General features: G+C 57.2%; 22 protein-coding genes. 4 read left to right on the top strand and 18 right to left on the bottom strand.

Translation table 11 applies throughout. The annotated features are described in order from the left end of the window. Positions 1-91: 91 nt before the first annotated feature. Together F6Y09_RS00645 and F6Y09_RS00640 are read right to left on the bottom strand one after the other, a co-directional pair. Complete coding sequence (locus F6Y09_RS00645; protein WP_218944079.1) at positions 92-949, bottom strand: heme-binding protein; 858 nt, start codon at positions 947-949, stop codon at positions 92-94. Between the two features lie 1,060 nt (positions 950-2,009). Beyond that, positions 2,010-3,356 (bottom strand): PQQ-dependent sugar dehydrogenase, encoded by a 1,347-nt coding sequence (locus F6Y09_RS00640; protein ID WP_152205009.1) that lies wholly within the window; start codon positions 3,354-3,356, stop codon positions 2,010-2,012. A 177-nt stretch (positions 3,357-3,533) separates the two neighbouring features. On the opposite strand from F6Y09_RS00640, the gene F6Y09_RS00635 reads away from it, so the two are divergent. Then, complete coding sequence (locus tag F6Y09_RS00635) at positions 3,534-4,100, top strand: HdeD family acid-resistance protein (protein ID WP_152205008.1); 567 nt, start codon at positions 3,534-3,536, stop codon at positions 4,098-4,100. 18 nt (positions 4,101-4,118) lie between these two features. On the opposite strand, the gene hmpA is transcribed toward F6Y09_RS00635, so the two are convergent. The 11 genes from hmpA to F6Y09_RS00580 form a co-directional block, all read right to left on the bottom strand. Further along, on the bottom strand, positions 4,119-5,300 hold the full coding sequence (gene hmpA / locus F6Y09_RS00630; RefSeq protein ID WP_152205007.1) for an NO-inducible flavohemoprotein: 1,182 nt from the start codon (positions 5,298-5,300) through the stop codon (positions 4,119-4,121). 203 nt (positions 5,301-5,503) lie between these two features. Continuing rightward, positions 5,504-5,836 carry a DUF3135 domain-containing protein gene (locus F6Y09_RS00625; RefSeq protein ID WP_152205006.1) on the bottom strand — a complete coding sequence of 111 codons (333 nt, stop codon included), beginning with the start codon at positions 5,834-5,836 and terminating at the stop codon, positions 5,504-5,506. Between the two features lie 464 nt (positions 5,837-6,300). Further along, on the bottom strand, positions 6,301-7,614 hold the full coding sequence (locus F6Y09_RS00620) for an MFS transporter (RefSeq protein WP_152205005.1): 1,314 nt from the start codon (positions 7,612-7,614) through the stop codon (positions 6,301-6,303). Positions 7,615-7,770: 156 nt separating this feature from the next. Then, positions 7,771-8,382, bottom strand: coding sequence for a YqaA family protein (locus F6Y09_RS00615; RefSeq protein WP_152205004.1), 612 nt, complete (start codon positions 8,380-8,382; stop codon positions 7,771-7,773). A gap of 56 nt (positions 8,383-8,438) precedes the next feature. Continuing rightward, complete coding sequence (locus tag F6Y09_RS00610) at positions 8,439-8,729, bottom strand: DUF3175 domain-containing protein (RefSeq protein ID WP_218944078.1); 291 nt, start codon at positions 8,727-8,729, stop codon at positions 8,439-8,441. Between the two features lie 23 nt (positions 8,730-8,752). Continuing rightward, positions 8,753-10,972: a xanthine dehydrogenase family protein molybdopterin-binding subunit gene (locus tag F6Y09_RS00605; RefSeq protein ID WP_152205002.1), complete on the bottom strand. Its 2,220-nt coding sequence runs from the start codon at positions 10,970-10,972 to the stop codon at positions 8,753-8,755. Further along, a complete protein-coding gene (locus F6Y09_RS00600) occupies positions 10,969-11,964 on the bottom strand; it encodes an FAD binding domain-containing protein (RefSeq protein WP_152205001.1) in 996 nt (331 codons plus the stop codon). Before F6Y09_RS00600 ends, F6Y09_RS00605 begins: the two co-directional genes overlap by 4 nt. After that, positions 11,961-12,551, bottom strand: a complete 591-nt coding sequence (locus tag F6Y09_RS00595; protein WP_425481803.1) for a 2Fe-2S iron-sulfur cluster-binding protein — start codon at positions 12,549-12,551, stop codon at positions 11,961-11,963. The genes F6Y09_RS00600 and F6Y09_RS00595 overlap by 4 nt, the downstream gene beginning before the upstream one ends. Before the next feature lie 115 nt (positions 12,552-12,666). Further along, positions 12,667-14,058, bottom strand: coding sequence for a copper-containing nitrite reductase (gene nirK, locus F6Y09_RS00590; RefSeq protein WP_152204999.1), 1,392 nt, complete (start codon positions 14,056-14,058; stop codon positions 12,667-12,669). 267 nt (positions 14,059-14,325) lie between these two features. Continuing rightward, the gene (locus F6Y09_RS00585) at positions 14,326-16,125 is read right to left on the bottom strand and encodes a multicopper oxidase family protein (RefSeq protein ID WP_152204998.1); all 1,800 of its coding nucleotides are present in this window, start codon (positions 16,123-16,125) and stop codon (positions 14,326-14,328) included. Positions 16,126-16,337: 212 nt separating this feature from the next. Beyond that, on the bottom strand, positions 16,338-16,550 hold the full coding sequence (locus F6Y09_RS00580; RefSeq protein ID WP_152204997.1) for a hypothetical protein: 213 nt from the start codon (positions 16,548-16,550) through the stop codon (positions 16,338-16,340). Between the two features lie 78 nt (positions 16,551-16,628). Here F6Y09_RS00580 and F6Y09_RS00575 point away from each other — a divergent pair, with 78 nt between their 5' ends. Beyond that, positions 16,629-16,928: a hypothetical protein gene (locus F6Y09_RS00575; protein ID WP_152204996.1), complete on the top strand. Its 300-nt coding sequence runs from the start codon at positions 16,629-16,631 to the stop codon at positions 16,926-16,928. Positions 16,929-16,967: 39 nt separating this feature from the next. Further along, a complete protein-coding gene (locus F6Y09_RS00570; RefSeq protein WP_152204983.1) occupies positions 16,968-17,423 on the top strand; it encodes a GatB/YqeY domain-containing protein in 456 nt (151 codons plus the stop codon). Here the strand turns inward: F6Y09_RS00570 and F6Y09_RS00565 are convergent. From F6Y09_RS00565 to F6Y09_RS00540, 5 genes are all read right to left on the bottom strand, one after another. After that, positions 17,420-18,187, bottom strand: coding sequence for an SDR family oxidoreductase (locus F6Y09_RS00565; protein WP_152204995.1), 768 nt, complete (start codon positions 18,185-18,187; stop codon positions 17,420-17,422). The genes F6Y09_RS00570 and F6Y09_RS00565 overlap by 4 nt on opposite strands. 64 nt (positions 18,188-18,251) lie before the next feature. Continuing rightward, positions 18,252-19,139 (bottom strand): hypothetical protein, encoded by an 888-nt coding sequence (locus F6Y09_RS00560; protein ID WP_152204994.1) that lies wholly within the window; start codon positions 19,137-19,139, stop codon positions 18,252-18,254. Between the two features lie 469 nt (positions 19,140-19,608). Further along, positions 19,609-20,289 (bottom strand): hypothetical protein, encoded by a 681-nt coding sequence (locus F6Y09_RS00550; RefSeq protein ID WP_152204993.1) that lies wholly within the window; start codon positions 20,287-20,289, stop codon positions 19,609-19,611. Then, a complete protein-coding gene (locus tag F6Y09_RS00545) occupies positions 20,286-20,774 on the bottom strand; it encodes a hypothetical protein (RefSeq protein ID WP_152204992.1) in 489 nt (162 codons plus the stop codon). The genes F6Y09_RS00550 and F6Y09_RS00545 overlap by 4 nt, the downstream gene beginning before the upstream one ends. Before the next feature lie 116 nt (positions 20,775-20,890). Continuing rightward, on the bottom strand, positions 20,891-21,340 hold the full coding sequence (locus F6Y09_RS00540) for a hypothetical protein (protein ID WP_152204991.1): 450 nt from the start codon (positions 21,338-21,340) through the stop codon (positions 20,891-20,893). A 252-nt stretch (positions 21,341-21,592) separates the two neighbouring features. Here F6Y09_RS00540 and F6Y09_RS00535 point away from each other — a divergent pair, with 252 nt between their 5' ends. Further along, the gene (locus tag F6Y09_RS00535; RefSeq protein ID WP_152204990.1) at positions 21,593-22,753 is read left to right on the top strand and encodes a mechanosensitive ion channel family protein; all 1,161 of its coding nucleotides are present in this window, start codon (positions 21,593-21,595) and stop codon (positions 22,751-22,753) included. The last annotated feature ends 37 nt before the right edge of the window (positions 22,754-22,790 follow it).

Here is a 22,790-nt window from a genome sequence, read left to right as displayed (position 1 = left end):
TTTCCAAAGACCCGCTCCCGGGAGTCGGGTCTTAAAGTTGCCCCACGGCAGACCGGATTTGAGATCAGCCCATGGGGCTCAAGGATTGCGGTCAGTTCACTGGGGGCAACACGCTTTGGTCCCCGGTGTTCAAACACGTGGGGTGTCCGAATCCGTTCGCGCTAACGCCATCATCATTGATGTCGTAGATGATATTATCCGGCCGCTGTGGATCCCCGTCGTTAACGCCTTTCGGCCCTCCCAGTGCATCCAATGCAAGATTGTATCGAACCCTCCAGCCGATCATATGGTCAGCGCAGGAGGTGTCTCCGCTGACTCCGACGCTACCAACAACCGATCCGGCCTCATAAAGGGCGAGACCGCCGCCGAAGACGTTCACGCCGCCGATTTTCTGCCCGACCATCGGGTCGTTCGCCTGACCGTAGTTGGAAGAGGGCCCCTTATAAGCAACCCGGACATCCACGGGATTGCTCTCCTGCAGGCCGAACAGACTCTGGTTCGGCTGAACGGCAGAGAAAAGATTGGCGGTAGACAGCGCCAGTCCATCGAGACTGAAGGCATTCGCGGTATTGGCCTTCTGTGCTGATATGACACGGCTGCCAGGCCACTGAGCGCCTCTGTCATCGCCGGAAAATGCGACTGCACACACCACCCCGTCACGATTTACAATGGTGGCCCACATTTCAAAGTCCAGACCACTGGTTTCCGCCAGCACCGCAGCTTCCAGCGCCGTTTTAAGCGTAGAATGATCAGGGAGACCGCGGCAACTAGACGTAGCAGCCATTGAGGGTGCGGCGTTCGCGATGGCTTCACTGAGAGACCTGATATTCTCGTTAATGTCAGCTGCACGAGCCGCCGTGCCTGCATCGAAAACAGAGGGTACTTCTGCGAGCGCCGGTGCACTGGCGAATGCCATTAGCGAACAGTATGCTAAAAGTATGTTTTTCATTGAAAACCTCCAGATTTTTATTTATTTCCAATTTATTGCCAGGATGCTTTGTCCCACCTAGCAGGAGGATCGCTATCATTACTCGCGCCAGAGTTGCTGTTGCTGCCACTGTCAAAACACTCTGCAAGGGCGAGCATCACAACAAGAGGCAAAGCCTTCGCCGCGTTAATCCACATTGTTTGCTTCTAAATATCCGTTGAGCTGTCGAGTCATCACTGAGCCAATACGTTGAAGGGCACAATGAAGCCGAAAATTATCAAGCAGAAAATGTTCCACAAGCCTTATAAATTTTAGAATTTTTTTTAAAAAGCAGATAAGTTATTTAAGCCATTGTTTTAAAAAATGTTCATAGGTCATAAAAATAAACTGTGATTTAAGGTATACGTTTTCCTGCACTGCTTATCTTGAAACTCCAAAAATTGGCCTCGAGAAGGGATAAAAATTACGTGAGAGCTTGCCGTTAGCCATACAATGGCGCTTGGCCGCGGCCAGAAACTGTAAGTTATTTTGACGCTAAATTTGGGACGAGCAGGTGGGGTTGCATCGAAAAATATCAGATGTTATTTCAACTTAATGTGGGAACGTAAACTCATTATTCACAGACAAGCTCAATACACCCTTTTCGAAAAGTAAAATTGATCGACATGTTCAATGACGGCAGAGTAAGATCTGGGCCTGATCAAATGGCATTATCTATACTAAAGTATTAAAAATGCCATCAAACCGACATTATATTTTTACCTAACATGATGTAAAATCAAAGCTTACTATTTAATTCGATCGCCAGTTCAAAAGTGTAAAAAATACAAACAGAAATATGACGACGTAATAGGGACATGTTTTCAAAGCGGACCTATCAGGTGGTAGTGATCAAATATAAGCCGCAAAGTACTTATGCTATGGGCAATGCGCGGAGAAATTAAGAACCTCGGTGCGGTGTCTCAGCGCAAAGGTCCCTGGGTAGGGTCTTGTGTGTTAGTTCTCGAATAATCCACCTTCGATAAAAAATAGGTCTGTCCCGGATTCGCGTCGTAACCCTCGGGCGTAACGACGGCTACTGTCACTCGGCCCGCACCACACGATCAGGCAGGTCGCGCGCTGCCATTACGCGCCACACTGAGTTGCCAACGTCATCGGCCACCAGCAGACCTCCGCGCCCATCCAGTGCCACCCCCACAGGCCGCCCGCGGGCGTTGCCGTCCGCGTCGACGAAGCCGGACAGCACAACCTCCATCGAGCCGACCGGTCGGCCGCCGGTGAATGGTACGAAAACGACTTCATAGCCATTCAATGGCCGGCGGTTCCAGGAACCATGCAGGCCGACAAACGCACCCTCGCCCAAGCCGAGCACACCGTTGTTGTTGAAAGCCAGACCCAGCGGCGCCACATGCGCGCCGAGGGCGAAATCGGGCGGAATTGCGCTCGCCACCAGCTCTGGTTGCTGGGGGCTCACCCGCTCATCAACATGCTGGCCGAAGTAGCTGTAGGGCCAGCCATAGAAAGCATCCCGGCGCACCGAGGTCAGGTAATCGGGCACCAGATCGCTGCCGAGTTCGTCCCGCTCGTTGACAACCGCCCACAGCGCACCCGTGTGCGGCTCCCAGTCCAGACCCACCGGGTTGCGCAGGCCTGAAGCGAATACCCGCGTGGCGCCAGTGGCAACATTGACCTCAAGTATTGCGGCACGCATGTGCTCGGCCTGCATGCCATTCTCCGCGATGTTGCTGTTGGATCCGACGCCCACATACAGGTAGGCACCATCGGCACTGGCGAGCAGACTCTTGGTCCAGTGGTGGTTCAATTCGTCGCCCTTGCCGGGCAGGTCAGCAACCTTGGCAGGTGCGGCGGTTATGGTCGTCTCACCGCTCTGATAGGGCACTTTCACTAAGGCATTGGCGTTGGCTACATACAACGTGTCTCCGACCAGCGCCATGCCGAACGGCGAATGCAGGCCCTGGAGAAACACGCTGCGGAATTCGGCCTTGCCGTCGCCATCGGTATCGCGCAACAGGGTGATGCGGTTGGCGCTTGGCACTGCGGCCCCGGCGCGTTTCATGACTCGTTTCATTATCCAGCCCTTGATGCCGCCGATTCCGCTTTTTCCCGGTGGCGCATTGGTCTCGGCGACCAGTACGTCGCCATTGGGCAGGACGTACAGCCAGCGCGGGTGGTCGAGGCCCTCGGCAAAGGCCGTCACCTCCATGTCCGCGGCCGGGCTCGGAGTGGCGTCGTCTGTCCACCCCACCGCCGGCGCGATTTCGACGGTGGGAATCAGGCTGGGGTTGGGCTGCGGCAATTGCGGATCAGTGCCGGTACCGGCTTGCGCCGATAACCGTGCGTGCCCTCCGCAGGCTGTCAAAAGGGCAAGTAGAGAAAACAATGCCAATGCGAATGCCGTCGTTCTCAAGGTAACGCTCCCTTTAATCGTGGATCCGCTCAGCCTATCGTTTCAAATGAAGGTAAACGCAAGCCTGGCGCTGGTTTGGATCATATTGGAATTCGGGGAATCGGGTGTCTACAATTTTTATACGCCAATCGTTGTAGCGCATTGGTGGCGGAACCAGAATCGGCAAAGGAGTTTCTCATGGAAATCAGGCGTTATGAGGTGCACGTCGAGAGCAATCTGATCGATGATATCAAGCATCATACCCACTGGTTCACAGGGCTGGGGATTGTCTTTTTGGTGCTCGGCATCGCCGCAATCGCCTTTCCCTTAATTGCCACCCTGTCCCTGGAAATCGCCATCGGCATCCTGTTTGTCGTCGCGGGCGTCGCACAGGCGGTGCAGTCCTTTTCCATTCCGCGCTGGGGAGGCTTCTTCCTCAGCCTCGGGCTTTCGGCACTCGCACTGATTGTCGGTTTGCTTATGCTGTTCTACCCCCTTGCGGGCATTATAACCCTGACCACCCTGGTCGCTGCATTCTTCCTCGTTACCGGCATCCTTAAGACAGCCTTTGCGTTTCTGGTGAAGCCCGCCATTGGCTGGGGTTTGCTACTTGCCGGCGGCCTGTTGTCTTTGGCCCTGGGACTGCTGATCCTGTTCCAGCTTGCTGAAGCCTATCCCTGGATTCTGGGTCTGCTACTGGGTATCGATTTTATTTTCACCGGCATCTGGATGATAACGCTGGCCAGCAGAGCCAGACGCATTTAACCGGGTTCCTTACCACTTTCAGCCTGCCTCTAACACCTCTGCTGGTCCAAAAAACTCATAGTGGACCTGGTTCGCAGGAATACGAAGTGTTTTAGTGATGCGCCATACAGACTGCATGAAAGGTTTCGGGCCAAGAAAGTAGAGATCCACGTCGAGATCTGCAGGCAGCAGCTGAGCGAGGGTATCGGCGGTGATCAGGCCTTCCCCATGGGCGACATCACCCGGCAGCGGTTCACTGTATATATAGTGTGGGCGGACATTCTCATGCTGTTCTGCCATTTTGTCGACATGACCCCGAAAAGCGTGAACACGACTGTTTAACGCACAATGAATGAAGTGAATTTCGCGATCGCTGATGGCCGTTGCGTCAAGCATGCTGATGGCGGGTGTTATGCCCACACCTGCTGTCAGAAGCACCAATGGCCGCGAATGATCCTGCAATGTGAAGCCGCCAGACGGTGGCAGCAGCTCCAGTTCAGTGTCGACATCCACATGGTCGTGGAGGTAGCTCGAGGCCACGCCACCGGGCTCGCGTTTGACGCTAATGCGATAAAATCCCGAGCCGGGCTCGCTGGAAAGCGAGTAGGTACGTCGCAGTGGCTGGCCGTCGACCTCCATCAGCACGGTGATATACTGTCCCGGCTGAAAGTCCATGATCGAGCCGCCATCGACAGGCTTGAAGTAAAAAGAACTGACCACCTCGCTTTCGGACTCTTTACGTACCACCCGGAATTTGCGCGGCTCCCGCCAGCCGCCAGGCTGGGCTTCGCGGGCCTTATAGATACCTTCCTCGGCTTTAATCAGCATGCTTGCGAGATGTTGATAAGCTTCGCCCCAGGCAGAGATCACATCCTCAGTAGCGGCATCCCCCAACACTTCCTGGAATGCCTCTATCAGGCACTCGCCTACGAGCGGGTAATGCTCAGGCCGGATATCCAGGGCCACGTGTTTCTGTATGATCGTCGGCAGCGTATCGGCCAGGGCTTCCAGCCGGTCAATGTTTGAAGCATAAGCCAGAACGCTGTTCGCCAGCGCTCGGGGCTGGGTACCCTGGGCCTGGTGAGCCTGGTTGAAGTAGGCTTTTACCTCAGGATAGTTCTGAAACAGGATTTGATAGAACCGAGTCGTGATTTTTTCACCATGCTGCTGCAGCACGGGTGCGGTCGCTTTGACCGTGGCAATGGTTTCCTTCGATAACATATGACACCTGCTCTGAAACTGGATGATTTCTGCCGACCAAACTGCATCGCCCCTTTGGTCCGCCCGTGTATCCGAGGCCAACTCTCGGAGGCGTTCGTGGGGCGGAGGAAGTATTTTTTATACTAACATATAAAATACATCTTTAAGTGAAGATCAGTTCATTTGCAGATACCGGGACACCGGTGAGGCCCGCCGTGGAACCACTAATCGACGGATGACCGGGACCGTCGAAAGTGCAGAACTCGTACCCTTGTCGGCGCCGGTGGTTCAGTGGGGCGCTGCTGACTAAGCAGGGTCCTTTGCAGACCGAGTAACGAGTCGAACATCATGGCCTGAATATCCAGTAGTGCCCTCATGGGAGTGCTGGCTATCCGGCGCCGGGCCTCGATCACAAACTGAAGGCCCCGCAACCGGCGTCGATTGCGCCCCGAACTTTGGCGAATACAGTCTTCAATCAATTCCGCGCGTAATATCTCAAAGCCTTCCGGATCACGCTGAGCCAGTTCCCTGAGCTCATCGAACGTGGGCATATTCATAACTTTCCTCCTTTCCTGGATTCAAGTAATCAACGCACCACCACTCGTGTTCAAAGCCCCTGTAATCCGCATTCGGCGGCTCCGAAACCAACCTGTTTCGCGGCTGCGTCTTTTTATAATAGCGTAAGCCTGCTGAATATCACCCTCCAACGGGTCCCGGATTCAATAGCAAAGGGAGGCCCTCTAGAAATTCTAGATCTGAAAAACCTGCATTTATAGACTACATATTACTACTGTCATGGGTCGCCGCTGCTGCACCGGAATGGAAGAGAAAGCGGCCAGGCAAACGGAAAAGTGCACAAGGATGCGGGGGCCGGCTGACAAATATGGAGAGAATCTCTGCGTTCTACCGTTTGAATGATAAAGGGGAGCGTGTATTTGTCAGTGATGAGGACGGCGACCGCATGCGCGCTAAAGCCAAGACTGACTATAAGCGTCAATGTGGCGGTTGATGTGGTGGCCGCCTAGACGTCGAGGTCAGGCTCCCGTTGTTCCGTTGCAGGCACCTTCAGCATCAGCAGGAAGCCGACCAGCAGGAATACCAGAATAGTGCCCATACCCCCGCGCTGGCTATCGGTCACAGCCGTTACCCAGCCCACCAGCAGGGGACCGGCGAAGGCGGTAGCCTTGCCGGAGAACGCGAACAGGCCGAACATCTGGGTTTGCAGATGGGGTGGCGCAATGCGGGCCAGGTGGGAACGGCTGGCGGATTGCAGCGGCCCTACGAAGATGCCCAGGATCATGCCCCACACCCAGAACGCGGTGGCGCCTTCTACCACCAGGATGGCCAGTGCACTGGTGCCAAGCCCCGCCAGTGACAGCAGGATGGTGTTGCGGCCGCCCAGGGCGTCGTCAATCCAGGCAAAACCCAGGGCTCCCAGCCCGGCCGTTACATTCAGGGCGATGGCGAACTGAAGTACTTCCGTAGCACTCATATTGAAGGTGCCGGCAGCGTATACACCGCCGAACGTAAAAATCGTGGCCAGGCCATCGGTGTACAGCATGCGGGCAATAAGAAAACGCACGATGTCTTGGTACTGACGAACGTGAGCGATGGACTCTTTCAATTGCACGAACCCGGCGCGGGTAGCGGCTGCCAGGCCCAGTCCGGTGGGTGGGCGGTCAGGGATGAAGATGAAGGCGGGGAGGGCGAACACCAGGTACCAGACAGCAACGAGAACAAAGGTGGCGCGCACGTGCTCGGCTTCGTCGCGGTTTAAATTGAACAGACTGGCGTCGGTTTCGATAAAGCCATAGAGCGCCACCACCAGGCTCATAACGCCCCCGGCATAGCCCAACCCCCAGGCCCAGCCGGACCAGCGGCCAGTGCGCTCCTGGCTGGCGAGGTCCGGCAGCATGGAATTGTAGAAGATAAAGGCGAATTCGGCACCGAGCGTGCCCAGGCCGACCCAGAGCGCGGCGTTCCAGAACTGGTCCTGATCCGGGGTCACAGTCCACAGCATGGCGCAGGAAACCACGCACAGCAGGGTGAAGGTGATAAACCAGGGTTTGCGTCGGCCCGACTGGTCGGCAATGGCTCCCAGTATGGGCGCAAGGAGGGCGATAAATATCCCGGAAATGCCCACGATATAGCCCCAGGCCTCGGTGCCTTTCACCTCATTCTGCATCACCGATACGCTGAAGTATTGGGCAAACACAAACGTGAGGATGATGGTGAAAAAGGCGCTGTTGGCCCAGTCGTAAAAGGCCCAGGACCAGAGTGCGCGCTTGTCTTCGCGAGCGCGGAGAGGCTGGGCGAGGGGCGTTTGCGGTGGCATGGCGGGCGGGGCTCCTGTTCCTTGCAAGGGACATCCGTGCGCTGATTGTCGCCGGTATCGGTGCCGATGCCCAGCATGTCGGGTTTAACCGCTTTCAGGTTTCCAGTCTCATGGTCGAACAGCCTGAACGAAAAACCGGGATAGATATTTTATTTGTCACCCGCCCAATAAAGACCCACCCCAGATCACCAGTACCACTACTGTAACTACGATGGCGGCAGACATTTTATGTCGTGCGAAAATAGCTTGTGCGTGATTGCCTGCGATGAGGACCAGCAGTCCCAGGCCGTAATATCTTAGTGCCCGGGACAGGGCAGACGCGAGAATGAACAGGAAGAAGGAATAACCGGTGGCACCGGCTGCCAGCATGGCAATCTGAAACGGAATCGGAATAACCCCTACACTGATGATGAACCAGAACCCGTCCTCCTCCATCCGCAGACGCACATTGTCGAATTGCTCGGGTGTCGAAACCATCTCCACGAGCTGCTGACCGACTGCATCAAATATGAAATAGCCGACAACATAGCCAGCCGTTGCGCCTGCCAGACAGCCCAACAGGGCAATAGTGCTGAGGAGAAATATCTGACTGCGGCGGGCCTGCATCAAGGGAATGAGGACGGCCTCCAGCGGGATGGGTATGAGAATGGATTCAAGAAAAGACGCGATACCCAAACCCCAGAAAGCGTGCCGGGAGTAGATCAGTCTTATCGCCAGTCTTTTAATGCGGGCCAGTCCCCGGGGAGGGCGTGCAGTTCCATCTGTCATTGTCTCTCCTGACACCGGTCCTCCCGGTTTCCCAGGGATGAGGCCCCTATTCGTTGTCACTGATTTCTGCGAGGCCTGCCGAACAGGACGCGCAACTCATCCTTTGCGGCCTCAAGGCGGTCTCTTTGCTCCGGGGCGAGTTGTTTACCCGCCCGATTGATGTAAAACGTCAGCATCGACATGGCAGACCGGTAAGGATCCGATTTGCGTCGGCTGCTCTTTTCGGCAGATTTTTTCAGGGAGCAGGCGATTTCCCGGGGATCGTCAAGGGCGAACACGCCGCGCTCAAGGTCCAGGGCATCGCTGGATTCGGTCACCTTCTGTGACCAGCGTTCAGATTTATCCAAAACCTGTCTCCAGATGACTCCATCTATTCAGGCAAGTGCCGCAAAATCTTATCGAGGGTGATAGGGAAATCGCGAACGCGTACCCCTGTCGCGTGATAGACGGCATTGGCGACTGCGGCGCCGGCGCCGCAGATGCTCAATTCACCGATGCCTTTGGAGCCCAGCGGATTCGAACGGGGATCAGGGTGCTCCCGGAAGTGAATATCAATAGTCGGCATATCGCGGTTCACCGGTAGGTGATATTCCGCCAGATCTCGGTTCATGAAGGCGCCGTAGCGTTCGTCCAGCATCAACTCTTCCAGCAACGCGTAGGACAGCCCCCAGACCATGCCGCCGAGCAATTGGGAGCGGGCGGTTTTAGGGTTGAGTATGCGACCGGCGGAAAATACGCCAAGCAGCCGCTGAACCCTGACTTCACCGGTGTCGCGATCAACGTGGACCTCGGCAAACTGGGCGCCGTAGGAATGCTGGGAGTAATTGTCGTGGTCGTCCCCGGGCTCAACCTCGCCGTCGGTTTCCAGGTAGGCTGCTCCGGACTTGTTGAGCACCTCGGTGAACGACAGGGTTTTGTCACCCAGAATAAGCTGGCCGTTTTCAAACCGCGCATCGTCCGCCGGTTCATCACCAATGAGGCCCTGTTCCCGCGCACTTTCTAGAAGTCTGGTGCGCATGTTCTCACAGGCGTTCAGAAGCGCCGAGCCGGAACTGGCCGCGCCAAAGGAACCACCGGAGCCACTGCTTGATGGGTAGCGGCTATCGCCCAGTTCAATTTTGATCCGATCCGCAGAAAGGCCCATGGTTTCGGCGGCTATCTGGGTCAGGATGGTATAGGTGCCCGTGCCGATATCCGTCATGTCTGCCCAGGCGGTGAGCGTGCCGTCTGCGCTCAGGCGAATCCGGGTTTTCGAGGGCACCAGAATATTGAGCCGGATGGTACTGGCGACGCCGTAGCCGATGAGCTGCCGGCCCTGGGACCGACTGCCGGGCTGTGGCTCACGGCTTGGCCAGCCAAATTTTTCAGCACCTTCGCGCAAACACTCTGCCAGATCGTGACTGGCAAAGGGCTGGCCGGTACCGGGATCTCTATCGGGCATGTTTCCAAGACGGAAGGCCAGGGGATCCTGCCCACACTGATAAGCCATCTCATCGATGGCGGATTCAAAGGCCAGCGAACCAATCGCATGGCCCGGTGCGCGGCAGGAATCGGCGAGCGGCATGTCGGTGGATTTAACCCTGTGGGTACTTTTGATGGCATCCGTCCGGTATGTGGTCCTCGCCGAGGCACCGGTTGGCTCGGCAAATTCGTAACCTCTGGCCATGGGCATGAAGCTCTCGTGGCCGATGGCCTGCAGCTTGCCGTCCCGGGAGGCGCCCAGCTGAATACGCTGAACCGAGTTACCCCGGTGCGGCGCGTTATGGAAGACGTGTCGGCGGTGCTGCACAACCTTGACTGGCCGCCCCAGATGCAGGGCGCCGAGACAGGCCAGTATGGCCTCATTATGCACCCCCAGTTTGGAGCCAAAACCACCGCCAATGTAGGGGCTCAGTACCCGGACTTTGTCCGGATCAATCTTGAGGGTATTCGCCAGGGCCTTCACCGAGGGGCCGATGAGTTGCACGGACATGTACACCACAAGCTGATCGCCATCGAAATCGGCGATCGTGGCGTGGGGCTCCATCGCGGCCGCCGCCTGATTGGGCGTGGTGTAAGTGACGTCCAGAGTCACCTCGGCATCGTCATAGGCGTGCTCAAAATCGCCTTTGAAGAGGTCCGGCTCCATGCCACCGTCCAGTTCCCCGGGGACTTCATCAGCTTCTTCACCCGCGGTGGTCACCGCCTCTTCGTCAGGCTCGTAGCTGATCTCGATCAACGCCCCTGCGTGGCGGGCGTTAGCGAGGGTGTCGGCTATCACCAGCGCGACGGGAAAGCCGTGGTAGCGAATGTGCTCGTCAAAAAGCATGGCTCGGGACTGGGTAAATCGACCCTTATCGTCGGGTTCACCAAAAGGAGTCTGAGCGGGCGCGTTGTGGTGCGTTAGCACCGCTGCAACACCGGGACTGGCCTCCGCCGCACCGGTATCAAGGCGTTTGATGCGACCAGCGGGAATCGTCGCTTCAACCATCCAGCCAATAAGAGGCGGCTGGTCGAATGCGTGTTCGGCTGCGTAGGTCGCACGGCCCGTCACTTTCAGTGGGCCATCGACCCGATCCAGTGGCTGTCCGATGGCTGCTGGATTTGTCATGTCGGGACCTCTTCTTCCGAATGGGCTGCATCCCTGAGCGTGGCTATCAGCGTACGTCGGGCCAGCGGTATCTTGAAATCATTGTGGCCGTAGCCCCTGGCATCAACCAGTTCGGCCTCCGCAGCGAGTCGGAAGTTGGCCTCGGTCGGGGCCTTGTTCAGCAAGGCGGCTTCGGCCTTGCGAGCGCGCCAGGGCTTATGGGCAACACCACCAAACGCGATCCGGACACTTTCCACTCGTCCCTCCACGACCTGGAGAATGACGCCGACAGAAATGAGGGCAAAGGCGTAGGAACTGCGATCCCGAACCTTGCGGTATATCTGCCGGCCTGGTTGCGGCGCCGGCAGGGTCACGGCAACAATCAGCTCCCCCGGCTCCAGAACCGTATCCTGTTCCGGGTGGTCCCCCGGCAGGCGGTGCAGTTCCTCAACCGGTAATTCGCGTTCACGGCCATCGGCGGCCCGCAGCGTCAGCGTCGCCTCCAGCGCCACCAGCGCCACGGCCATATCCGATGGGTGAGTCGCAATGCACTGGTCGCTGGCGCCGAGGATCGCGTGAATGCGATTCTGTCCTTCCCGTGCGCTGCAGCCCTCGCCGGGGTTGCGCTTGTTGCAGGGGCGCGCGGTGTCATAGAAATAGTAACAGCGGGTGCGCTGCAGCAGGTTGCCACCGGTGGTGGCGCGGTTACGCAGCTGGGCGGTTGCGCCCGACAGCAAGGCCGCCGATAACAGCGGCCAGGTTTTTCGCACCCGGGGGTCACTGGCCAGCGCCGTATTGGTCACCAGTGTGTCGACTCGCAAGCCACCGTTCTCACAGTCTTTGAGGGTGGCGAGTTTGAGGCGGGAGATATCCAGCAGGCGATCCGGTACCTCGATCTCGTGCTTCATCAGATCAATCAGGTTGGTGCCACCGGCCAGAAAACGGGCCTGGCCAGGATCGTCATGGCCGATCTCTTCCACGGTGTGGATGCGTCGATACTCAAAGGGTTTCATGTTGCGGGTCCCCCGGTCTTGCGGGAGTGTTCGTTGGCCGTGTCGAGTATCGCGTCGACGATGTTGGCGTAGGCACCGCAGCGGCACAGATTACCGCTCATGCGCTCCTGGATTTCCACCCGGCTCAGGGTAACCTCTCCCCGCCCGGTGACATCGCTGGGCTCGCCATTGCCCACTTCCTCAAGCATACCGACCGCGGAACAGATCTGGCCGGGCGTGCAATAGCCGCACTGAAAGCCGTCGTATTTCACGAATGCCTGCTGCATCGGATGCAACTGCTCGCCCTGGCTTTGACTCAGCCCCTCGATCGTGGTCACTTCACTGCCTTCACACTGGATCGCCAGAATCAGGCAGGAATTGACTCGTCGCCCATCAAGCAACAAGGTGCAAGCGCCGCATTGGCCGTGATCGCACCCTTTTTTGGTGCCGGTCAGACCCGGACGTTCCCTCAGGGTGTCAAGAAGAGTGGTGCGGGGATCGTCGTCGAGAGTGACTTGCTTACCATTTATATAAAGAACCGCCATGCCGGACCCTCCTTGGCGATTGGGGGTCTGATGAGTGTAGCCAACACTCCAAGGGCAAGTGATTACGAAGTGTCCAGAAAGTCGGGACAGGCCAGGCCCGCAAGTGTAAGACACCCCGGCTTTCGCCGGGGTGTCTGTTATTACGCTTTCAGTTGGAGAGCTTCAATCCGTCCGGGTATCAGTGGTTGTGCCCGGCACTCTCATCTGCCAGCCCGGAGCTTTCGAAGATCTCGGTGTCGGCCTTCCCGTTAACATTCAGGATGCCTACCAGACCTTTTTCTGCGCGGGACAAGGCATGATCTACCAGGATGTACTTGCCAGGGTAATCGGTTACGAACTCAACCATTGTTGCACCGCCAGGAGGTACCAGAGTTGTCTGCACATCTGTAAGCGGAGGACTGGTAAGAGAAGCCTGATCGTATACCTTATCGAAGATCTCGCCGATAACGTGGAAGCTGGATACCAGGTTCGGGCCACCAACGCCGAAGAAAATACGGACATTGTCGCCAGTCTCGGATTCCATCTTGTGGATGGCGGTCAGGGAATCCATGGCACCATTGAACATCATGTGCTCAGGGCGCTCGTCGAGCATTTTGTCGAGGGAGAATTCCTGCAGTCCAGATGAACCGTGACGCTGCGCTGTGTAAAGCTCGCCCTGCATGACGTAGAACTCACGATCGACTTCAGAAAGGCCACCCTCCGGTTCCACCAGGATCATACCGTACATACCGTTGGTGATGTGTTGAGCCACCATTGGCGTCGCGCAATGGTAGACATACAGCCCGGGCCTCAGAGCCTTGAAGCTGAAACTCTTGGTCTGGCCGGGGGCCGCCTGGGTCACTGCAGCACCGCCACCAGGGCCAGTTACCGCATGGAAGTCGACAGAGTGAATGTGTACGCTCTCGTCGGAGTTCTTCATATTCACCGTCACGGTATCGCCAACGCGTACCCGGATCATCGGGCCAGGAACGGTGTTGTTGAAGGTCCAGAACCTGTAGCTGCTGCCATCGTCGAGACGGCCGACGACTTCAGTGGTTTCAAGGTCGACGATGATGTTTTTCGGGCCACGCTCGCCTACGGGCTCACCGACGTTATTGGGGTCCATGGAAAGATCTTCTTCCCGGGTAACCGCCTGTTCCCGAGGCTCGCCGACAATCAGCTTACCGAACATGCCTGCCGCTTTGTGCCCGGGCAATGTGCACAGATATTCGAAGGTACCTGTTTCATTGGCCTTGAACACGATAGCCGTGGCCGCGCCTTTGCCGGAAATCTCATCGGACTTGGCATCAAACGCAGGAATGGCCAGGTCATGAAGAGCACCGTCGCCGTTCACGATATTGATCTGCACCACCGCGCCCTCAGGCACATTGAGGTCCGGGTTGATCTGGCCCTTGGTAGGGCCTGCTTCGCTGACAAAAACCAGCTTGCCATCTGCGATGTCAGTTCGCAGGGTATAAGTTACATCCGGAACATATGTTACGTCAGAACTGCTTTGCGGATGTTCCGCATGGGCCGGTGCTCCGATTCCCACCATTGCGAACAAAACGCTCATTAGAACAAAGGATTTCATGGTTTATCTCCCTGTTTCAGTGCCCGCAGTGAGCGGGAGCCATCAATGCTTTATAACATTGATCTGAAATAATTGTATTTGGAAGGAGAGCCTTTGCTCTTGATGATAGTCAAGGGATGTCAATAGGCGGGGAGTGATTGGGGTTACCTCTTAATGGTTATCAGAACGGAAACCGGAACAGATTTAATTTCGATGAACCAATCTGTCCCGGATTCGATCACGGTACTTAAGTTGAGTGAGAATCATAGATTCAGCCTGGCTCGCCCGCTACTCCAGAACTTCGAACGGCCGCATCATCTCGTGATCCTCGTGCGAGAGGATATGGCAGTGCCAGACGTAGCGTCCCGGCCGGTTGAAGGTGGCCACAATCCGTACCACCTCGCCCGGGGGCACCTGCACCGTGTCCTTCCAGCCGGCCTCGGTGGCGGCGGGAGGCTTCGGCTGGCCCTGTAGCCTTACAGTGGCGCCGGGGCCTGGCATAAATTCTTTCACTTTAAAGCGCTGGCGATTCACGACCAGGAATCGCACCAGGTGCAGGTGGATGGGATGCGTATCGGGCGTGGTGTTGTAAATCTCCCATATCTCGGTGCTGCCGAGCGCCGGCGTCTCGGTCACCGGGGCGAACCAGTCCAGCGGGCCTTCGGCCGTGCCCAGCAGCGGCTTGAGCCGGCCCAACTCGTCCAGGCCCTCGTAGAGGAATACCTGCCGGGTGTTCGAAACCTGGCCCAGTTCGGCGGGGAGGGAAATCGGTGCTGGCTGGCCCGGACCGCCGCGCAACGTCGCCGGCAGGGCCGGGTCGGGCAGGTTCGGGTTGAGCGGGACAGAGACCTCGAAGGCCATGATCCTGCCGGTTGTTTCCGGATCGATCACCAACGGGCGGCGGAAGGTCCCCGGCGCATTGTTGCGCATGATGATGGTTTGGCCGGCGAGTCCGGAGAAATCCACGACGACGTCGACACGTTCGCCCGGTGCGATCGAGATCTGTGTTGTCGCCACCGGCGCATTCAGGAGTGCCTGATCTGTCCCAATCTGGAGGAACGGGACGCTGAAGTCCAGGAACAGGTTGTAGAAGCGGGTGTCCGAGCCGTTGAGGATACGGAAGCGGTACTTGCGCGGCTCGACCTGGAGCTTCGGCCACGCCTTGCCGTTGACGATGATCACATCCCCAAAGAACTCGGCGAAGACTGTAGGGTCCGGGTAGTCCGCCGGGCCGAACAGTTGGGCGGCCAGAGCCGGGTCCGACGGATAGAAGAGCTGGTTACCGAGATCGAAAATCCGGTCCTGGATCGCCAGCGGAACGTCGTAGGGAGAGGGCGGGAGATTGAGCGGATTGCCCGGCTGCCCCGTGTCGTATTCGTCGCGGATGATATAGAAACCCGCGAGCCCGGCGTAGACGTTGAGCCGGGTGATGCCCAGCGCATGGTCGTGATACCAGATCGTGCCGGCTTCCTGGGAGTTGGCGTAGTCGTACAGGGTCTTGACGAAGCGCGGCCCCACGAGATTTTCGTCGGGCGCCCACCAGTATTCGGGCAGGCCATCGCTATTGGATTCCGTGTCGCCACCATGCAGGTGCGGCACGACCGGTGGGCCTGCGGCGATGTCGGCCAGGTGCACGGTCGTATCGACCGGTAATAAATGATGAGCCCCAGGTTTTGGATACTCCGGCAGGTTGTTTTCCCACTGCACCTGCAGCGACTGGCCGGCCTGGACTTCAAAGGTGCGCCCGGGGAAGGTGGTTTCGGGAAAACCGTCGGCCTGTGCATCACCCGAGTAGCCCCAAACGGTGGTCGCCGGGCCGTTAGGGAGGATCTGCGCGGTCGTCTGCGCCATGCCGATCTCCGGCGTGCCCGATAGATCGAATTTGAACGCGGTCGCCAGCGGGTTCGGGAGTAGATTGAGAAACTGCGGGATGGTTGCGGGGTCGAGGGTGATTCCGGGGAGGTAGGCGGCGGCACTTGCGGTGCGGCCGGTCCAGACCCAGGGGCCAAAAGCGGCTGCCGCGCCGGCGGCCACCCCTGCTTTCAGAATCCTACGACGCGACGAATCGAAAAGCTGCTTGTTTGACATAAATAAACCCTCCTGGTTATTTTTTGTCAGTTTTCGTTTTATCACCAAGTACGCGGATTTCGAGTCGACTATCTTGCAACGAACGGGGTCTGCAAACGCGATTCCTTCAGCTTCAGGCTCAGTCGATGAGAGATAGATCGAAACTACAACTAAACTTTAATGAGCAGCCACCGCTGCGGTCAACGGCCCAATAATGCTGGTTTTGCTCTAGGTCAGAAATCTTGCTGAAATTTGAGTGGAGCTCCGTCCAGCAGGGAATCACGATCTGACCAGCGCTCTCCAGAGTCAATGTCGACGGGTTTGACGCGAGTGTCGAAGATGCTCTCGGGAATACGCCACCGTGGCGCCAGAATTACGATCCGTTTTGTGTTACTGGCCTTTGTCCTGCCTTCTATCAGCGCGGGCGCGGATATGACATCAACCATTACCATTCGTTTCTTGCAGAAAACCCAGACATCGATCCATATGTTGGAGATCCCAACCCCGTTCCTGAGACGGTAGCCATGCGTTTGTTGTTTGACGAATTTCAGCCTTCGGTGGTTATCGATTTCCACCACCAGGGCTCTTACGTTGATGTTGACGGCGACTTGATCACCGGATCGGTGTTATTCGAGATGCGTGGTGGTATTGGGACCAAGAGCAACGGGTACATCACCAAGACCGCGTACAATGCTGCCAAAGCCGTCGTGGCGGCCATGGCCGATGGAACACTGTTTGACGCGGACATTGCGATTGCTGAAAATCTTCCTCCCAGGGGCCCTGGAATTGGCGCACCTAATGACGAAGCAGAAGAGGTGGAGTAATAGCGCTCCCCCCATAACTCATAGAGCATGAGGTCGATAATGGCGGAACCGTCACTCAAGGAACAACTGAGCAACGCGGTGAAAACCGCGATGCGGAACAGGGATAAGACCCGCCTTGTCACCCTGCGTATGGCTCAGGCCGCGGTCAAACAGATCGAGATTGATGAGCGCCGCGACCTGAATGACGAAGACGTTCTGCAGGTGCTGGACAAAATGCTCAAGCAACGTCGCGATGCCGCCAGTCAGTACGATGATGCCGGTCGCGAGGAGCTGGGCGACAAGGAACGGGCAGAAATGGTGATTATCGAGGAATTCATGCCCGCCGCCCTGACCGAGGATGACCTGGACGCCCTGATCCGTATGGCCATCAGCGCAACCGACGCCCAGGGCATGCAGGACATGGGTCGTGTCATGAACAATCTGCGCCCGCAGGTGCTTGGCCAGGTCGACATGGGCCATCTGAGCAAGAAGGTGCGGGCCGCGCTGGCGGGCTAATCCTCGTATATCATCTTGCGGGTCATGCCGCCGTCGAGCACGAAGTTCTGGCCGGTCACAAAGTGGGCCTCAGGCGAGACCAGGTAGGCCACCATGGCCGCTACGTCGCCGGGTGTGCCGACGCGGCCACTGGGGTGCTGCTTGTGATCGGAGGCCGACAGGGGCTGCGGCTCGGAGGGCGCATGGGCCTGCCAGGCACGGACATCAATCCAGCCCGGGCTGATGCTGTTGACCCGGACATCCGGGCCCAGACTCACAGCCAGAGCGTGGGTCAGGGCGATCAGGCCACCCTTGCTGGCGGCGTAAGCCTCGCTATGGGGCTCGGACTGCAGAGCGCGGGTGGAGGCCATATTGACGATGCTGCCCCGGCTTTGGCGAAGGTGCGGTACCGTGTGCTTTGCCATCAGGAAGGCGCCGGTCAGGTTGACGTCGATTCGCCGCTGCCACTGGGCAAGCTCAAGCAATTCAATGGGCCCGGTGTCGGGGTCCGCAAGTCCCGCATTATTGACCATCGCGTCCAGCCGCTCACCCCATCCCATGGCCTCGGCCACGGCGGAGACCACTTCGGATTCGCGGGACACATCCGTTTCGATCAGAAGCAGGTTGTCCGGATTGCGAAGGTCCTGTCGGCATGCCTTGATGGCTTCGGCATTTTGGTCGAGGACGACCACTCGCCAGTCCTTGTCCAGGAAGTAGGCGGCAATGCCCTTGCCGATGCCCTGGGCGCCGCCGGTTATGAGTATGACCGGGAGTTGCTGTGCCATGTGTCCTGGCTCCTTGTGATCAGAAAATGGAAAGGGGGTCGGGTCTATTTTTTGCGGTCTGGGTCTACCAGCCGAGCCCTATACTCCCCAGAAGGGCATCGCCCAAACGTTGATCCAGGGTCCCCGCCTCCAGGTCCCGATACCGGGCACGGGTATCCACACTCGCGCCAATGCCCAGAACCACCGCTGGCCTCAATCCGCCACCCGAGCTGATCCGGTAGGTTAGCTCTGCTCTCCACTCGCGCAGATAGAGCGCGCTTTCGACCTCCCGAGCCTGATCAAGCGTGGCCCAGCGATCCCCTGTGCGTTCCAGTCGAAGCTCCCAACGTTCACCTGGGCTTTGCCATCGCAGCAGGACAGGCAGATCCATCAGCCAGTGGCCGCTATTATTCGCGTGTTCCCAGCGTACCCTGGGATGCCAGCGGAAAGAACCGAAACGATGATCGCCGCCGAGCCCCAGGCTCAGGGGCGAGCCTTCACTCATTGCCCGGAACATCGCCACCCGTCCATTCACCACATCGCGATGAAATGTTTGATACTTGAACATATTGGAGGTACCGGCAAAGCCAGCCCGCGCTTGCACTCGGTAAAGCCGTTGCTGCCACCGGCCTCCGAACGTCAACCGATGCAAATGGCCATTGTTCGCCGGTTCACCGGTGCGTATGCGCAGAGCCTGATAATCGTAATCAACGCCGATCGCGCCCGCAGCACCCTGGCGACGCCAGCCCAGTCCACGCTGAGAACGGCTCACGTCGGTGGCCGACGGCACTTCTTCCGGCCAGTCGTAGGACTGCCACTGGCGGTACAGCAGGTAGACGTCACTTGAGGCCTGAACGGCGCGCGGCAAGGCCAGGGCGACGATCAGAAGAAACGTCAGAGGAAAAAACCACGATGCCGCACGACCTGTGGTTTGAAAACCACGCTCCTTGAGCACAATACTGCCCCCAGTCATCAGAGGTGTTCAGGCTTGTTTATCAACAATAGCGTTTCTTAGGACCAACTGCTCCAAAGAAAACCTGTCCCGGATACCTGCGATTGAATCTGCCTCGGTTTTCCGTCACCTCCACCTCTTCGCTTAATACGAAGTCAGCCCCCTTAACCCATAGAAGAGCGGGTAGGGAGAGACCTGCTCAGGCGGCGGCAATCGCCTCCTGCTCGAACCCGAATTGGAACTCCCAGGTGGTGCATGGTCATGGAAGAGATGAGACGTTATCGACACGGTCGGGATTCTGCTCGTAGCTTTGCGCCTTGTGCGCGAAATAGTCGTTGCTCATGTTCGAAACCCTTTGTTTTGGTGATCAGAATGCCCAACTTGGCCCTGCTGAGTCACTTACGACGATCGGATAAACGGACAGGGAAATAGGGCTGAAGAGAAAAATCCGGGACACCCTTAAGTTTGTTTTTATTTGACGAGCAACGACTTAAATCGGCCAGTTGGCAATTTTATCTCCAAAGATCATCAGAAAGAGAGGGATAGGTGAAATCGCAACCGCCACGATGAGTATGTATCGGTGAATGGAAAACATCCTGCTCATCCCAGCTATCAGCGCCAGCCCCCCACCTCCGCCCAGAACCATATTTCCCGGCAGGTTGATAATTAGCATCAGGGTAAGGTAGCGGTGCTTTATAAGCCACGGTACCCATCGCCGGGGCGATTTTTCCGTCAGGCAGGCCAGTCGCTGCTCGGCATCGAGCCCGTGAAAGTTCTCCAGGAACGTCGCGGCCCGAACAAGATGTACTTCTCGCAAAAAACGGGTGATACTTTTTTCCGGTAACAGTCGGCCGACCATAAAGGTCAGACACAGCGAGAGCAAAGTACAGCCATACACCAGGGGCACGATCTTGGGCCCGAGGATCATCATGAGTGCCAGCCCGATTTCGACACCAGGCACGAAGGGAATCGCCATCAACAGGATATAGGCGGCGATGGAGGTCATGATAATCTGGTGCAGTATAGGCTCGTTGGAGGGTCGAATGTCCATGTCCAGACCATCAATAACGCCGCGTGTCAGCAGGTTGCCCGCTACAATGACTATAATAAGGATTGTGAGTTTCAGCAGTCCTGCCACACGTCGTCTGGCTGGCATGACTGACCGGGTCATGGCTTGCCAGCCTCCACTAGCCGGCCCTTGAACCAGAACTCTTTCTCAAAGGTCCAGTACCAACGCTTGTTTACCCAGGTGAACGAGCCTTCGATCTGGTCTCCCCGGACAGTACCCCGCCAGTACATCATCGCGCCCGACTCTGTGCACGGAACGTCGGCTCGCATCTGAATGCCGTCATCCTGGGCCCTTACCCAGTACTCGACCTTTGCATAACCGCAGCGCCGTTCGCACTCTTCGGATACGAAATAGCCATCTTCGAACACGAGCAGGTCATCAACGTCAGCGGGCTGCCCGATCGGGCCGAGCCTGCTCTGGAAGGATTTACCATCCAGCGCCATGTGCAGTGGAGTCTGGTCATCAGCAAGTGGGTGAGCAGGGGTAACGAAAGCCAGAAGAATCGCCAGCCAGAAAAACGCCTGACTCGAACGTGGAAATGAAAGCCGCTTTGAGAGGCGCAGCGTAAGATCAGGAGAATGTTCCATGGGCACACGCTCCGTGCACTGTATCTGACTGAAGTTTAGCCAATCCAGTGCCAAAATGCAGCTGTTACAGCAAGCAGAGAGCGGGCTGATCGACTCAGCCCGCTCTCTGCTTTACCTCATTTCACGGGAAGCAAGGGACACTGGAAGTATACCGGCGGGCCATCCGGAAAAGATCCCGGAGTGATGGCCAGGTGGCCTATCGACTCGTGGTACTGGATGTCCTCATAGGACGTCAGAACCGGCACGAAGCCATGATCCATAAACGCAGCTTCGGTCCATTCCACGGTGTGTGTAAACCAACGTCCCCCGTTATAGGCCGGATTGCCAGGCGCTGCTTCGGAGACCGGCAGCTGACCTTCGGGGTTGTTGGAATTGGTCACCACGTAGAGGGTGTCGAAGGACTGAAGGTTGTTGGCCGTGGGAGCCGGCAAGGCGGTGGTTCCCTTGGTACTCCAGACTTCGCCATCACCCCAGAGGGCGGGCATGAAATTCGGCTGACCGGGGGCGGCGTGAGCCAGAGTGGCCAGAAGAAAACTTCCCAGTACAAGCATGGCGATACGTGACATAACGGATCCTCCTTAGCGGTAAAGTCATCGCTTGTCGCATTCCAGCCCGCAGGATTTCCAACGGGCCAGGTGTAGCTTCTACCCGTTGCAAAGAGAGTTCCTCACATAACGATAAGGCAATCGTCACCATTTCATAACGATGCTGGAGTAAACTTGGGACTGATATATTTTTAAACTATCCTGCTGCAAGGGATATGCTGAACCTGCATCCGATTCATAATTTGACTGACGTTTGAACCGAGTAATAAGCCTATGGCTGAAACATTTACTGCGGCTGTCGCTGAACAGGTGGGTCAAAACCTTGGCGATGCACTCCAGGCCCTGACCGGTGAGCATGTGGGGTGGGGCGAATTGATGGCTCAGTTGCTGAGCCAACTGCTGATCTCCATCCTCTACCTTGCGCTGTTTGTCGGAGCTTATCTGTTGCTGATAGGCGCCATCCGGCTGGTGATTGGTAAGGAACGGGCCCAAAAGCCGTTGTTCTCACAAGTGCGTAGTGGCGCCCGTTATCTTGCCGGCCTGGGGGCGTTGCTGGCAATCCTGGCCCAGTTCGGGGCCTCGCCTGAGTTTCTTAAGGCCATGGCCCGGGCGGGTTTGATGGCCCTCGGATTTTTTGTGGCCTGGATGATTGTCGGGCGGCTGATGAAGGAGGGAGTGGCTCGCTACGGGATGGACCCGTCGATCCGTCAGCTGGTCGAAAATCTGTTGTTGGTATTGGCCGGAACACTGGCCGTGGTGACGGTACTGGCCCAGTTCGGATTTGATGTGCTTTCGATTATTGCAGGTCTGGGTATTGTCGGTATTGCGGTTGGCTTTGCGGCGCAATCTACCCTGGCAAATTTCATTGCCGGCATCACCCTGCTGATTGAACGACCCTTCCACATCGGTGACTGGGTGACCATTAACGGCCAGGACGGCAAAGTGATCAAGATTGCTCTGCGTACCACCTGGCTGCGGACCCGGGATAATATCTTCACAATGATTCCAAACGACAGCGTGGCGTCATCGGATATCGTTAATTACAGTGCCGAGGGAGTGACCCGGCTCAATATTCCCGTGGGCATTGCTTACAAGGAGTCTGTGAAGGCGGCCAGAGAAGTCCTTATGCCGGTGTTGCTCGGGCATCCGGAAGTGTTGCAGGGGGCCGGTATGGAGCCCCGCGTGATGCTCACGAGCCTGGGCGACTCCTCGATGAATCTGGAAGTCAAAGTATGGATTACCCCGGACAACCTGGATGTGCAGCCCAGAATCATGGCGGACATTCTGGAACAGATCAAAGAGGTGCTGGACGCCGCCGGCATCGAGATTCCTTTTCCCCATTTGCAGTTGTTTATTGACGATGCCAAAGGGCTGAAGCCGATCTTGGAGCCCCTCTACACGAAGCTGGCAGCGAAGCCAGCGGTCAATAAATAAATTTGTCCCGGATTAGTTTGTCCCGCATGCCTACTCC

Source organism: Marinobacter changyiensis, from assembly GCF_009193265.1.
GTDB lineage: Bacteria > Pseudomonadota > Gammaproteobacteria > Pseudomonadales > Oleiphilaceae > Marinobacter > Marinobacter changyiensis.
This window is presented reverse-complemented; position numbering and strand designations above follow the sequence as displayed.

What these genes read in the sequence shown, in the direction of transcription:
- F6Y09_RS00645 (WP_218944079.1), bottom strand. Translation starts at nt 949, where the DNA reads ATGAAAAACATACTTTTAGCATACTGTTCGCTAATGGCATTCGCCAGT.
- F6Y09_RS00635 (WP_152205008.1), top strand. Translation starts at nt 3,534, where the DNA reads ATGGAAATCAGGCGTTATGAGGTGCACGTCGAGAGCAATCTGATCGAT.
- hmpA (WP_152205007.1), bottom strand. Translation starts at nt 5,300, where the DNA reads ATGTTATCGAAGGAAACCATTGCCACGGTCAAAGCGACCGCACCCGTG.
- F6Y09_RS00625 (WP_152205006.1), bottom strand. Translation starts at nt 5,836, where the DNA reads ATGAATATGCCCACGTTCGATGAGCTCAGGGAACTGGCTCAGCGTGAT.
- F6Y09_RS00620 (WP_152205005.1), bottom strand. Translation starts at nt 7,614, where the DNA reads ATGCCACCGCAAACGCCCCTCGCCCAGCCTCTCCGCGCTCGCGAAGAC.
- F6Y09_RS00615 (WP_152205004.1), bottom strand. Translation starts at nt 8,382, where the DNA reads ATGACAGATGGAACTGCACGCCCTCCCCGGGGACTGGCCCGCATTAAA.
- F6Y09_RS00605 (WP_152205002.1), bottom strand. Translation starts at nt 10,972, where the DNA reads ATGACAAATCCAGCAGCCATCGGACAGCCACTGGATCGGGTCGATGGC.
- F6Y09_RS00600 (WP_152205001.1), bottom strand. Translation starts at nt 11,964, where the DNA reads ATGAAACCCTTTGAGTATCGACGCATCCACACCGTGGAAGAGATCGGC.
- nirK (WP_152204999.1), bottom strand. Translation starts at nt 14,058, where the DNA reads ATGAAATCCTTTGTTCTAATGAGCGTTTTGTTCGCAATGGTGGGAATC.
- F6Y09_RS00585 (WP_152204998.1), bottom strand. Translation starts at nt 16,125, where the DNA reads ATGTCAAACAAGCAGCTTTTCGATTCGTCGCGTCGTAGGATTCTGAAA.
- F6Y09_RS00580 (WP_152204997.1), bottom strand. Translation starts at nt 16,550, where the DNA reads ATGGTTGATGTCATATCCGCGCCCGCGCTGATAGAAGGCAGGACAAAG.
- F6Y09_RS00575 (WP_152204996.1), top strand. Translation starts at nt 16,629, where the DNA reads ATGCGTTTGTTGTTTGACGAATTTCAGCCTTCGGTGGTTATCGATTTC.
- F6Y09_RS00570 (WP_152204983.1), top strand. Translation starts at nt 16,968, where the DNA reads ATGGCGGAACCGTCACTCAAGGAACAACTGAGCAACGCGGTGAAAACC.
- F6Y09_RS00565 (WP_152204995.1), bottom strand. Translation starts at nt 18,187, where the DNA reads ATGGCACAGCAACTCCCGGTCATACTCATAACCGGCGGCGCCCAGGGC.
- F6Y09_RS00560 (WP_152204994.1), bottom strand. Translation starts at nt 19,139, where the DNA reads ATGACTGGGGGCAGTATTGTGCTCAAGGAGCGTGGTTTTCAAACCACA.
- F6Y09_RS00550 (WP_152204993.1), bottom strand. Translation starts at nt 20,289, where the DNA reads ATGACCCGGTCAGTCATGCCAGCCAGACGACGTGTGGCAGGACTGCTG.
- F6Y09_RS00545 (WP_152204992.1), bottom strand. Translation starts at nt 20,774, where the DNA reads ATGGAACATTCTCCTGATCTTACGCTGCGCCTCTCAAAGCGGCTTTCA.
- F6Y09_RS00540 (WP_152204991.1), bottom strand. Translation starts at nt 21,340, where the DNA reads ATGTCACGTATCGCCATGCTTGTACTGGGAAGTTTTCTTCTGGCCACT.
- F6Y09_RS00535 (WP_152204990.1), top strand. Translation starts at nt 21,593, where the DNA reads ATGGCTGAAACATTTACTGCGGCTGTCGCTGAACAGGTGGGTCAAAAC.